12 protein-coding genes are annotated in these 12,211 nt (G+C 43.0%); 9 read left to right on the forward strand and 3 right to left on the reverse strand.

Annotated elements, in window-relative coordinates:
• The first annotated feature begins 1 nt into the window (after position 1).
• The 4 genes from ACOJUR_RS04520 (at position 2) to kynU (ending at position 4,874) form a co-directional block, all read left to right on the forward strand.
• Complete coding sequence (locus tag ACOJUR_RS04520) at positions 2–616, forward strand: DedA family protein (protein WP_420949356.1); 615 nt, start codon at positions 2–4, stop codon at positions 614–616.
• Positions 617–630: 14 nt separating this feature from the next.
• Positions 631–1,599: a tRNA glutamyl-Q(34) synthetase GluQRS gene (gene gluQRS, locus ACOJUR_RS04525; protein WP_420949357.1), complete on the forward strand. Its 969-nt coding sequence runs from the start codon at positions 631–633 to the stop codon at positions 1,597–1,599.
• Between the two features lie 107 nt (positions 1,600–1,706).
• Positions 1,707–3,515, forward strand: a complete 1,809-nt coding sequence (locus tag ACOJUR_RS04530) for a M3 family metallopeptidase (protein WP_420949358.1) — start codon at positions 1,707–1,709, stop codon at positions 3,513–3,515.
• A 60-nt stretch (positions 3,516–3,575) separates the two neighbouring features.
• Entirely contained in the window at positions 3,576–4,874 is a 1,299-nt protein-coding gene (gene kynU / locus ACOJUR_RS04535) for a kynureninase (protein ID WP_420949359.1), read from the forward strand.
• A gap of 91 nt (positions 4,875–4,965) precedes the next feature.
• Here the strand turns inward: kynU and ACOJUR_RS04540 are convergent, their stop codons facing one another.
• From ACOJUR_RS04540 to ACOJUR_RS04550, 3 genes are all read right to left on the reverse strand, one after another.
• Complete coding sequence (locus ACOJUR_RS04540; protein WP_420949360.1) at positions 4,966–5,148, reverse strand: hypothetical protein; 183 nt, start codon at positions 5,146–5,148, stop codon at positions 4,966–4,968.
• Positions 5,149–5,219: 71 nt separating this feature from the next.
• Positions 5,220–5,609, reverse strand: a complete 390-nt coding sequence (locus ACOJUR_RS04545; protein WP_420949361.1) for a type II toxin-antitoxin system death-on-curing family toxin — start codon at positions 5,607–5,609, stop codon at positions 5,220–5,222.
• On the reverse strand, positions 5,606–5,872 hold the full coding sequence (locus ACOJUR_RS04550; protein ID WP_083574171.1) for an AbrB/MazE/SpoVT family DNA-binding domain-containing protein: 267 nt from the start codon (positions 5,870–5,872) through the stop codon (positions 5,606–5,608). The genes ACOJUR_RS04545 and ACOJUR_RS04550 overlap by 4 nt, the downstream gene beginning before the upstream one ends.
• 400 nt (positions 5,873–6,272) lie before the next feature.
• On the opposite strand from ACOJUR_RS04550, the gene ACOJUR_RS04555 reads away from it, so the two are divergent.
• The 5 genes from ACOJUR_RS04555 (at position 6,273) to ACOJUR_RS04575 (ending at position 12,186) form a co-directional block, all read left to right on the forward strand.
• A complete protein-coding gene (locus ACOJUR_RS04555) occupies positions 6,273–7,553 on the forward strand; it encodes an MFS transporter (protein ID WP_420949362.1) in 1,281 nt (426 codons plus the stop codon).
• 33 nt (positions 7,554–7,586) lie between these two features.
• The gene (locus ACOJUR_RS04560) at positions 7,587–7,961 is read left to right on the forward strand and encodes an ArsR/SmtB family transcription factor (protein WP_306955188.1); all 375 of its coding nucleotides are present in this window, start codon (positions 7,587–7,589) and stop codon (positions 7,959–7,961) included.
• 112 nt (positions 7,962–8,073) lie between these two features.
• Entirely contained in the window at positions 8,074–9,486 is a 1,413-nt protein-coding gene (locus ACOJUR_RS04565) for an FAD-binding oxidoreductase (protein WP_420949363.1), read from the forward strand.
• 93 nt (positions 9,487–9,579) lie between these two features.
• Entirely contained in the window at positions 9,580–11,595 is a 2,016-nt protein-coding gene (locus ACOJUR_RS04570; RefSeq protein WP_420949364.1) for a hypothetical protein, read from the forward strand.
• Positions 11,596–11,721: 126 nt separating this feature from the next.
• Positions 11,722–12,186, forward strand: a complete 465-nt coding sequence (locus ACOJUR_RS04575) for a Crp/Fnr family transcriptional regulator (RefSeq protein ID WP_072873920.1) — start codon at positions 11,722–11,724, stop codon at positions 12,184–12,186.
• Positions 12,187–12,211 lie beyond the last annotated feature (25 nt).

The following is a 12,211-nucleotide window of genomic DNA, read 5'->3' on the forward strand; positions in this document are numbered from 1 at the left end:
TTTGAGAAACAGGGGGGTATTTTTCATCCAACATCTTCTTCATCTGTACGGTTACGGGGGATTATTTATCATTTTACTTGCGGAAATGATTGGTTTTCCGTTTCCTGCAGAAACGACGCTGACTCTAGCTGGAGTGGAATGGTCGCAGGGTATGTTTTCTTTTCTTCCGCTATTGCTTGTATCTGCCTTTGGTAATATTGCTGGTTCGACCATCGCTTATGGGATAGGTTATTTTTTGGGTCGTCCCGTCATCTTGCGATTTGGACGCTGGGTGGGTGTTACAGAAGCGCGTCTAAAGAAGGCTGAAAACAAGTTTGTACAGTATCAAATCAGTATTCTGCTGTGGGGAAAGTTTGTGAGTGTGATTCGTGTATTGGTGCCTTACATTGCTGGTCTTGAACGTATGCCTATGATAAGATTTTCCCTTTTAAATTCCATTAGTGCTTTTCTCTGGGCTGCTGTTTTTCTTTTGGAAGGCCGCTTTTTAGGAGTTTTGTGGACTGATGAACGTCATAGAGAGTGGTATGTTGTTTTGGGCATAGGCATAGTGATGATGCTCGTTGTATGGTGGAGATGGCGAACGGCAAAACGGCGTCATGGACAGAAAAATGGATAAGGGAGGAGGTTATCTTGCGCGGACGCTTTGCACCAAGTCCAACAGGGTTACTGCATATAGGCAATGCTTTGACCGCGGTACTTGCTTGGATGCATGTTAGGTCACAGGGTGGGGAATTTTTGCTGCGAATTGAAGATATTGACCAGCAACGGTGTAAATCGATATTTGTCGATCAACTTGTAGAAGATTTGCAATGGCTTGGTCTTGATTGGGATGAGGGTCCAGATATCGGAGGTCCCTATATGCCTTATCGGCAACGCGATCGTCAAACGATATACGATGCAGCGTTTGCTAAGCTTTTAGAACAAGCTTTGCTCTATCCATGTTATTGCAGTCGTTCTGAACTGGCGGATGTGCTTATTGCGCCCCATGGATGGTTTGCTGATGAGCCGCGATATCCAGGAATTTGCCGTCATTTAAAGCCTCATGAACGAGTGGAAAAAGCCCGCCATAAAGCACCTGCTTATCGGTTTCGCGTGCCTGAGCAGAACATTGGTTTTGTGGACGAAGTGTATGGAGAAGTGAACATCCGTCCATCGGAAGGCGGCGATTTTATTGTCCGTCGTTCAGATGGGTTGATGGCTTACCAACTAGCAGTCGTAGTGGATGATGCAGCTATGGGCATAACCCATGTGTTGCGGGGGTCTGATTTGCTGGCTTCGACATCTCGCCAACTGTTGTTATACCGCGCACTCGGATATGACTCGCCCACATTTGCACATACTCCACTTTTGCTTGATGAATATGGTCGTCGTATAGCCAAACGTAATTCAACAGCCACATTGTTGGGCATGCGACAGGCAGGAGTTCATCCTGAGGAGATTATAGGGGTGATAGGTTGGCTATTAGGGCTAACGGATACGGCCGATCCGCTTCCATTAACTGAACTGTTATCTTGTTTTTCTATATCCCGTATACCGCAGTCTCCACTTCGATTGTCTGTGGAGTGTCAGAAACGGCTGCGTATCAATGTGACCTATTAGGTTTCTTTCTTTTATCTATGAATCGAAAAAAATCTAAAGGAGATAAAGTTTGAAAAATGAATACATTTATAGAAGTATGAATTCTTTTTCTGTTGAGGAGGCTTTTGATGAGCGTTCGACGTCAAGATATACGTGAAGAAGAAGTTTGGAATCTGCAAGATATTTTCAAAAATGAAGATGAGTTTCAACAAGCAGTGGAACTCATCGATCACACTATAGAGCAAATGAGAGAAAATACAGAAAAAATGGAGTGGAATGAGTCCCGGTTGATGCAGTATTTGCATGCTCGTGATGCTTTGCTAGAGCAGTGTAACAGAGTGATGGGTTACGCGATGCTGCGATTTAGTGAAGATGGAACGGATCCTATTCATCAAGCTTTATTTGCCCGAGCTCGAAATGTTCGAATGAAGGTAGAAGAACAATTGACGCGTGAACGGGATGGATTATTAAAGCTTTCTCAAGAAACATTGCATCGATTTGCGGAATCAGAAGAGTGTAAATCGTATCAGTTATTTTTAAGAGAATTGGCAGAAAGCAAGGCGCACGTTTTGCATCCGGAAGTTGAACATACATTGGCGGCGCTGGGGGATGTACTGTCTTCACCTTCTACCTTATACAGAACGACGACTGGTGCTGACATGAGATTTGCTCTTGTGGCAGATGAACAAGGACAGGAATTTGCTGTGACACCCTTTAGTGTATTAATCCGTGCCGAATCATCTACAGACAAGGAGTTTCGGCAACGCGCTTACGAATCTTTGGTAGCGGGTCTAAAACCTTATCACCATACATTGGCTATGTCATTGGTAACGGAAATCCAAAAAAATGTGACTCTAGCAAAATTGAGAGGCTATTCGTCAACGGCTGATATGCTATTACATCAATCTACAGCTTTTGGCGATTGGGCTGATCAAGTACCCGTTTCTTTTTTTGAACGAGTTTTAAACGTGTTTATGAAGGAGCTGGCTCCACAAATGCGCAGATATGCGCGTCTGCGCAGTCGCGTTTGGGGAATGGAGCGATTGCATTTTTGGGATGTCAAGGCTCCTTTGGTTGCGCATTCTGAACATGTTCCGTTTTCAACAGCGACGAAGAGTATACCAGAAGCGGTTTCTCTACTCGGTAAAGATTATCAGAAGTTGATAGAGAGAGCTTTTTATGAACGCTGGATTTATCGCGGCGATAATATAGGCGCATTACAAGGCGCATATTGTTATCCCATTGCCGGTGTGCATCCGTATGTTTTTGCTCCATATCACCATACCTTGTATGACATGTTTATCGTAGCGCATGAACTGGGACATGCTGGACACGCTGTCTTGGCTGCTGAGCATCAGGTTCAACAAAATCGTTCCTCAAGCCGTCTGTTTGTTGAAGCTCCTTCCACTTTTCATGAGCATCTTTTGGCGCATTATTTACGAAGTTCTCATGGCGAACAAGCAGTAGCTGAAATTCACAGTATGCAACTACTTACTTTTCACCACAATTTTGTTACTCATTTGATTGAAGCTGAGTTATTGCGCAGGTTATATCGTTTAGCTGATGAGGGGCAACCGTTAACTGCGGGAGTACTGGATACTGTTCAACTGGACATTCTAAAAGATTTTTGGGGTGACAGTGTTCATTTGGATGAGGGCGCGGAGATGACATGGATGAGACAGGCTCATTACTACAGTGGTCTCTACCCCTATACGTATGCGGTTGGCTTGACAGCATCTACGGTACTGGCTGCTCGGTTGGAACGCGGTGAGAATGTGATGACGAATTGGTTGGAAATCTTAAAATTAGGTGGAAGCGTGCACGCCTTAGACGCTTTTCAAAGAATGGATATCGATATGAATACTGAACAGCCGTTTCAAGAGGCTATCTCTTATGTGGGAAAACGAATTGACGATTTGGAAAACCTATATCCATAAGTTACTTATATTCGTTTGCCAAGGTCAATAGATGGTTTTTCAAGAAAAGGATGGTTAGCGATGGAGAAGCAAGACGGGTGTTATTTACCAAAAACACTTCAACAAACTGCTTTTAAACTTGATCAGGCGGATTTGTTGTCGGAGTTTCGTCAACAGTTTTATCTTCCCGAAGAAAGTATTTATTTAGATGGCAATTCTCTTGGATTGTTATCTAAACCAGCAGAACGGGCGGTACTTTCGATGCTGGATAGTTGGAGACAATATGCTATTGACGGTTGGAGCCAGGGGAGGCACCCTTGGTTTCAATTGTCTGAGGAATTGAGCAGAGAATTGGCAAATTGGGTAGGTGCAGACAAGGAGAATGTTATTGCAACCGGATCGACCACGGTCAATTTACATCAGTTGCTCGCCACTTTTTATCAACCCACCAGCCAACGGTATAAAATTGTAGCGACTTCACTAGATTTTCCTTCCGATATCTACGCCATTCAGAGTCATTTGCGGCTTCATGGACTAGAGGCTAAAGATGCTCTTGTCCTTGTTCAGAGTCACGATGGTCTGACCGTACGAGAAGAAGATATTACGCTAGCCATGACAGATGATGTTTCGCTGGTGCTCCTCCCTTCCGTATTCTATCGGAGCGGTCAATGCCTTTCTATGCCACAATTAGCGCAAGCAGCACGACAACGTGGTATTCTGATTGGCTTTGATTTATGTCATTCGATTGGCATTATGCCGCACGAATTACAGTCATGGGACGTTGATTTTGCGTTCTGGTGCCACTATAAATATCTCAATGCTGGTCCAGGTAGTGTGGCAGGTCTATATGTTCATCCTCGACATCATCATAGGTTGCCGGGATTGGCTGGATGGTTTGGATCGGACAAAGAAGTACAGTTTGATATGTTACATGATTTCACGCCAGCTCAAGGGGCAGGAAGATTTCAGATTGGAACGCCGCATGTGCTTAGCTTGGCCCCACTTTTGGGTTCGTTGGAAATCTTTCAGCAAGCTGGAATCCAAGCCATTCGATCTAAGTCACTTCAACTCACGCAATTTCTCATCGATTTGGCAGAAACCTATCTTTCACCTTATGGGTTTCAAATTGGCAATCCTCGCGAACCGGAACGCCGAGGCGGACATGTGTGTTTGATTCATCCTGAGGCCATTCGAATATGTAAAGCAATGAAGCAAGTGGGAGTCATTCCTGATTATCGCGCACCAGACGTTGTTCGGTTAGCACCTGTCCCACTCTATACCTCATTTACTGATGTTCTAGAAGCGGTCGAACGAATCATACAAGTTATGGAAAACAAAAGTTATGAAGCGTTTGAAAAACAACGTGAGGTGATTGCCTAAGTGTGAATGGATTGCATTGTTTGATTTGAAATATTTGGTTCTGGTGCAAAGATTGCGAGCAGCGTAGATTGGCCCGTTTGCGATCCATTGATTAGGCGAATGTTTCAAACAGGTAATCGATGAGCGGGACAATGGAACAAGCAGGCGTGCGCTGCATATCAACCTGCTTCTTTTGTAGCATATGAATAGCCTCTATCCCAGTAAGTGTCTTTTCGGCAGTCACGAATGACTGGAACCGAAGCATGGGTTTCTTCATCCTTATGAATGCGTTCATACATGTCGGCCTCATCTTAACGATGGATACGGCGATCGTAGCACTCAAGTGGTTTTTGCACCAGAACCAGCTTATTTGTGGCTATGCAATTCAATGATTTCAACAATCTGCTCAAACGTGTAGTGATGGTTCACCACATCGACCACGAAGTCTTCAGCTACGTTTTGGTCCATTACGAAGGTGTACCCGTTGTACCCTAGAAACTGAAGCAGAGATAGAAAAGCCGTGCGTTTATTGGCACTATGGAACGCATGATTTTGCGCTAGCGATTCAAAAAGTGCAGCTCCCTTTGCAAAAATCGTTGGGTAAGCATCCTCACCGAACACCGATTGTTTAGACCGATTTACCGCCGAATTGAGTAAATCTGGAGACTTCACTCCGGTCTGTTCACCTGACGAAAACTCCTGTATTACCCAAAGATTTATCGCAATCACTTCTTCTTCGGTCAGAAATTGGGTCATCTGTCTTTCAAACCTTCGATGGTCTTACGATATTGATCCACATTAGCTTGCAAGACCTCAAAAAATCTCGGATCAAGTCCTTGTGGAACTTTGGGAGATTTCCGAAGCACGATTTCACCTTCATTCTCGTTTACGATGATTTCAAGATCATCACCAAGGTCTACATTAATTCTCTTCAACAGTTCTTTATTAAAGGTCACACCTAAACTGTTCCCGATTTTCGTGACTTTCCGGTGTACAGGTTCCATCGGTACTGCCCCCATTGGCAAAGGTTTCTCCTCCTATCTTTACGTTACTCAGGGAACGTTATACATGTTATAACGATTATAACGCTCAAACAAAAAAAGTACACAGAACCACTTAAACATCGGGATCATGATGTGTGATTTTGAGGTTGAAAAAATCTAGCCCATTCCAAGCTTGTCATTCGCACTTTCTTCCTCGTTTATGTATCTATGTGCTTCTTCAAACACCTATCCCAGTAAGTGTCTTTTCGGCAGTCACGAATGGCTGGAACCCAAGCATGGGTTTCGTCATCCTTATGAATGCGTTCATACATGCCGGCCTCATCTTAACGATGGATACGGTGATGATATATTTATAAATCCGGAAATACAGATATAATGTTTGGGAGTGATTCTTTAGCGTATTGGAGTGAAATCTATGGACGCACAGTATAATTCGCTCGGTCTTATGCCGAATTTGCGTCAATTTCTCTGGTTGGTTATGATGACGATTTTGGTTGGTATGACAGTAGGGTTAGAGCGGACCATCATTCCCCTCTTAGGTAAAAATGTTTATCACATTACTTCAATCACCGTTATTTTTGCATTTATCATTGCTTTTGGCGTAACCAAAGCAGTACTCAATCTGGTAGCAGGTCAACTTTCTGACAGATTCGGTCGGAGACCTGTTCTGATAAGTGGATGGGTACTTGCGATTCCAATGATTTTGCTTCTTTTATTTGTTCACACTTGGACGTCTGTCATTATTGCAAATATTTTTCTCGGAGCCAATCAGGCTTTTGCGTGGACCATGACAGTGACGCAGCAGCTCGATCTCGCTGGACCTAAGCAGCGGGGCCTGGCCATGGGTATTAATGAAGCGACAGGATATATTGGTGTAGCGATTTCGACAACTTTAACCGGAATGATTGCAGCGCATGATGGACTTGTACAAGCACCTTTTGTATATGGTGCAATAGTTTTGCTGGCGGGTCTTGGTATCAGTATAGGGATTATCCGAGAAACTCGTGGTCACGTCATTCAAGAAGCGAGTATTTCATCATCTCTGAATTTGCAACAACAGCAGAAAAGTGTTGAAAAATCTGGCGTTTGGCATATTCTCTGGACAACCACTATCGCCAATCCAACATTATCTGCATGTAGTCAAGCTGGAATGGTGAACAAGCTAGTAGATACACTGGTTTGGGCCATGTTACCGCTATATTTAGCACAATTACACGTATCCATTGTGGATATCGGACTGATTGGAGGAACTTACACGGTTGTGTGGGGATTTGCTCAGTTTGGGACAGGAATTTTATCTGATTATATAGGAAGAAAACCGCCCATTGTGATAGGTATGGCGTTCTTGGGACTTGGTATTTTGATTTTTGGATGGGTGGATGGTCTGATAGAGTGGCTTATAACAGCGGCTAGCATGGGGCTTGGTATGGCGCTACTTTATCCCAATTTAAATTCAGCAGTAGCAGACGTTGCTCCACCTGCAATTCGTGGTGGTGTACTCGGTGTCTATCGCTTGTGGCGTGATGGCGGATATGCGATTGGTGGACTTCTGCTCAGTATGACCATTCATTCCATGGGTATGCAGTCTAGCTTGTTTGTGATTGGGTTGATAGTCTTGGCCTCCATGATGATTGTCCTATTGCGAATGAAGGAGACGCATCCCCATCGTTTTATGAAAAAGAACGGTTTTGAATAAATGTGTATTTCATTGAGGGAAGTGATTTTATAGATGTTCCATGTTAACGAGACCTATGAATGGTTGGACAGTCAAGGGAAGATTGACGTGGTTTGTAAAGCATTGGCAGATCCAATTCGTCGATCTCTTTTGAAAATACTAGGCGAAAAACAATATTTTTGTCACCTGGATGGTGAAACGGTCAATGGTGTTTGTGTACAAGATTTGAGTAAGTTGTTGAAGTTACCCCAATCAACGGTATCGCGGCATTTGTCTATTTTAAGGCAGGCCGGTTTGGTTGGCCATGAACAAAAAGGAACGTGGCACTACTATTATTGTCGAGTGGACACATTAAAAAAATTAGAACGCTGGATTCAGTCTATGATTCCAAAAGACTTGGACAAAGAGGATGAAAAGGCCAACTTTTGAACGCTAGTTGTTGATGAATTGGTACGATAGAAACATACGTCGGGATTTTTGAAACATTGGCACGATATACGATGTTCTCAACAAGTGAGATTCATTGGAGAGGTGTGTGTCAATGTTAGGCAAGAACTTCATCACTGTAGAAGAGATGAGTCGAGATAAGTTAGAGAGTATGATTTCAGGGGAAGTGCTGTTTCCAGAACATGTCCAGTACAATGAACGTCGTAAAGTATGGAACGGATTATTTGATAAACGGCCTGCGGTTATTGTGAATTGTCAAAATGAAAAAGATGTTATGACAACGGTGCGTTTTGCACGTTCTCAAAAACTTGCTGTGGCTGTACGTGGGGGAACCCACCATATTGCGGGTTATGGCACCTGTGAAGGTGGTGTGTTGATTGATACGTCAGCAATGCGTGAAGTAAAAGTAGACTTAGCAAGTCAGACCGTTAAGGTTCAGAGTGGCGCGCAGGCTGGCGACGTGATTCGGGAAACACAGAAATACGGTCTTGCTGTTCCAACTGGCGATGTTTCGAAAGTTGGCATTGCAGGTTTGACACTTGGCGGTGGTATGGGTTATCTGCGGCGTAAGTATGGTTTAACCTGTGATCATCTTTTAGAAGCGGAGATAGTGTTAGCGGATGGTCATCTGATTCGTGTCAATGAAGTTGAAAACTCGGATTTGTTTTTTGCCATTCGTGGGGGTGGTGGAAACTTTGGTATAGCGACTTCGTTTACATTTCAAGCACGTCCAATAGGGCCTATGGTTTACGGTATTCATCTGATGTATTCCATAGTGGATTTAACAAAAATATTACAAGTCTGTCGCAATTATTTGCGAGAGGGCCATCATGATGTCAGTTTTAATATTGCCATTCACACTATTCCTCCACTTCCCCACGTCCCAGATTTTTTGATAGGAAAGAAAATCGTCAGTTTAAGTGGAATGCATGCAAGTGAGGACATGGAATATGCTGCACGTGAAATTGCTCCGCTGCGTTCAATTGCAGAACCACTGCTCGATTTGTGTGGGCCGGTTAATTACACACATCTTCACACCCAATTGGATGAACGCATTCCTGTAGGAATTCCTGCGTATGGTAAATCTATTTATTTGAGGTCAATAGACGATATCTCCATTTCAACCATCACAAACGCACTCGATAAAGCAGGACCAACATCCATGGGTATGGTATGGATTCTGGGAGGACGTATGGCAGAAATCCCAGCCCATGAAACTGCCTTTGGCCAACGTGATGCCGAAGCGCTTGTCATAATGGAATCGCTTGCTGTGCCAGGCATAAGCACAATGGAAGAGGGGAAAGGATGGGTGGACGAATTTCATCAAAAATTATCTTGTCAGCAACCGTCTTTAGCAACCTATCTCAATATGGCAGGTCTTGAACATGATCCTCAAAAAGTTGTGCGAGCGTCTTATGGCCATAACTACGAGAGACTTTCTGCTGTAAAACGTCAATATGACCCAGATAATATCTTTTGTTTCAATCCAAATATTTTGTCAGATTAAGCGGATAACTGTGTCTTGCAAACTAGTTTCTTATCCCTAGTCTGTCTTACAATATGGTTGGCAGGCTATGGATGTGTGCGGGGGTAAAGGTCAATGGGTGAAAAGTTGATAGGACGAGAAGTAGAGAAAGAATGGTTTTTGCATTGGCTTTCTAGTCAGAATCGACGGACGACAGTCCTATTTGTATCCGGAATACCAGGAGTAGGGAAAACATTTTTGATGCGTTATTTTGAAGAAGTATCAAGTGAAAATGCTGCACAAACTGAGTGGATAGATTGTGCTTTGTTAGACAGCGAACGTGTCATGCATTGTCTTCAAGAGATATCTAAGTCCAGAATTGTATCCCAATCTATGGATTCTCCAGCAGATGTCCATTCCAATAGTTTACAAGAACCTTTCATCCTCTTTGTAGATCATTTGGATACCCAATCTGAAACGGAAAATTATATATCGAATCAATGGATTCGCTGTATGCCAAAACACAATCTTCTCCTTGTTTTAATCAAACGATCCAGAAGTTCCATCCATCAATATTGTCATACTTGGTTGTTGACTGCATGGCATGACATGTATCTGGAACCTTTTACTCGTCAAGAGGCTACACAATTTTTACGTTCTTTTTCACCTCATTTAGATTCGCTGGTTATTCATCAGATGATTGGGCTAAGTGCAGGTCATCCCATGATTCTGACAGATTTTGTTTATCAGGATGCGAATCCAACACATAGATTTACTAATGAAGGATTTCCTAATCTTTTCGCAATATTGACAGATTCCATTGACGATACGGATACAATGGATGTTTTGTGTTCTCTCGCGTTTATGCTGGAAGGGAACCAAGAAGATATGTGTGACTTTCTTAGGAAAGAAGTCAGTTGGTTGACCTACCGTCGTGTCTCCAACCTTTCCTATATTCAGCATCAATTGGGTGATCTCGTTATTCATCCAGTAGTAGCTTATCTATTAAGATTGGATTTTCATCATAGAATGCCGCGACGGGCACAAGAATGGAGTCAAAAAGCAGTTTTACTGTTCTTGGAGAGAATCGAACAGGAATCAACGTCAGAACGAAAAAGATACTGGTTCTCTCAATTGTGTTTATTGCTCAGTGAGGCTCAAACTCATCAACAATTGCTTTTTCCCCAGACCAACTCTTTATTTTATCAAGATGATTTCTATCAAATTATTGTTCCATCAGGTAAAGAGAAAAGGCAGCAGTTAATGGACTGGTTAGAAAAAATACCACATTCTCTGGATGCATCAGGCGGACAGGAAGAGATGGTCGATTGGTTTGAACAAATGGCCGAGCAAAATACTCAATGTATCCGTGTTCTGGAAGATAGAGAAGGACAAATTGCAGCTATGCAAATGGTTGTGTCTCATTATGAACATCTTCCGAAACGAGTCAGAGCGCAGATGGCTAAACTTTCCCATTTGGAAAAAGAGCTAGGCATGGCACTTGATGCAGCCCCTTTGGTCTTACTGATGGTGCATTCTCCTGACGTTCTGGATAGTACGTTGGATGAGTGGCGAACAAGATTTCTCTGTTACCAGCTTGCTAGTCAAAATTCCCATGTACAACCGTTAATTTTCTTGGGGCAAGCTTCTATACCTACGTATCTTCGTTTTCATCCATGGTTGAAAAACGTATCCGTTTCTGGCGTTCAAAAAAATTCGGGTATACCACTTTATACTTTGCAACTGAAAAAAGAAGAACTTCAACAAGCTCATGCTTTATCTGTTCATTATCCATCTGAGAATGGGGTGGAATTGCGCACAGCCCATGAGCATGAGCTTATTTTGAGTGAGGATGATGTGCGGGAAATTTTGCAGCATCTTCATCATTTGGAATATTTAGATACGTTTGTTCGCGAAAGAAAGATGAATCTCACTGTTAGTGAACTGCGAGATAAATTGGTTGGTATTCTTGTTGCCGACCAAATTCCACCTCCGCTCACTCGTGAGCAGCAACGACTTTTGCGCATCACTTATATGGATCGGCCAGGTACGGTGATTGCGATTTCTCACCGCTTGGCTATGAGCCGCACGACGTACTATAGAGTACTGGCACAAGCTCATCATCATTTTACGCTCGCGCTTCGTTCTTAAAATTTGTTGGAGAGAGATAATTGTGTTTGTTTGAGACAATGTTGGAATGTATGAAACAGTTAATTCAGGTACATTCGATATCAGAAGTAGTCTGTAATCGATAGAGAGAAACAGGAGGTGAAGATGATGTTAAATTTATCTGCTTTTGACAATGAAGAAAACTTCGGCGAAGAAGATGTTGTACGTTTTATGCGCAATCGTAGCGCTGAAGACTGGTCTGCTTTACTTGCTCAGACAGAGATAGTGCAATTCAAACAAGGTGATTTGGTATTGCAACAGGGAGAAATTGATCGCGCTTTGTACATTGTATTGACAGGTGAACTGGAAGTTGTGCTCTTCTCAACAGAAGGCGAAGATAGACGTTTAAGCAGATTAGCTGCTGGGTGCATTTTTGGTGAACAATCTTTTCTCGATGGAAAACCGAGATCGGCAACTGTGCGAGCTGTTACCAATGGAGAAATGCGTATGCTTCCTTGGTCGGCATTTGAACGTTTAAGTGATTCAAATCCACATCTCGCTTTGGGGATTTTGTTTGATATCGGTTGCGTGCTTTCAGAGCGTTTGCGCCGTATGAATCAATTCATAGTGTAGAAAAATTCTGGAATAGGGATAGGAG

Origin of the sequence: Alicyclobacillus tolerans (assembly GCF_048984885.1) — a bacterium.
Classification (GTDB): domain Bacteria; phylum Bacillota; class Bacilli; order Alicyclobacillales; family Alicyclobacillaceae; genus Alicyclobacillus_I; species Alicyclobacillus_I tolerans.

Coding starts and splice junctions, on each gene's coding strand:
- ACOJUR_RS04530 (WP_420949358.1), top strand. CDS start 1,707: ATGAGCGTTCGACGTCAAGATATACGTGAAGAAGAAGTTTGGAATCTG.
- kynU (WP_420949359.1), top strand. CDS start 3,576: ATGGAGAAGCAAGACGGGTGTTATTTACCAAAAACACTTCAACAAACT.
- ACOJUR_RS04540 (WP_420949360.1), bottom strand. CDS start 5,148: ATGAACGCATTCATAAGGATGAAGAAACCCATGCTTCGGTTCCAGTCA.
- ACOJUR_RS04545 (WP_420949361.1), bottom strand. CDS start 5,609: ATGACCCAATTTCTGACCGAAGAAGAAGTGATTGCGATAAATCTTTGG.
- ACOJUR_RS04550 (WP_083574171.1), bottom strand. CDS start 5,872: ATGGGGGCAGTACCGATGGAACCTGTACACCGGAAAGTCACGAAAATC.
- ACOJUR_RS04555 (WP_420949362.1), top strand. CDS start 6,273: ATGGACGCACAGTATAATTCGCTCGGTCTTATGCCGAATTTGCGTCAA.
- ACOJUR_RS04560 (WP_306955188.1), top strand. CDS start 7,587: ATGTTCCATGTTAACGAGACCTATGAATGGTTGGACAGTCAAGGGAAG.
- ACOJUR_RS04565 (WP_420949363.1), top strand. CDS start 8,074: ATGTTAGGCAAGAACTTCATCACTGTAGAAGAGATGAGTCGAGATAAG.
- ACOJUR_RS04570 (WP_420949364.1), top strand. CDS start 9,580: ATGGGTGAAAAGTTGATAGGACGAGAAGTAGAGAAAGAATGGTTTTTG.
- ACOJUR_RS04575 (WP_072873920.1), top strand. CDS start 11,722: ATGTTAAATTTATCTGCTTTTGACAATGAAGAAAACTTCGGCGAAGAA.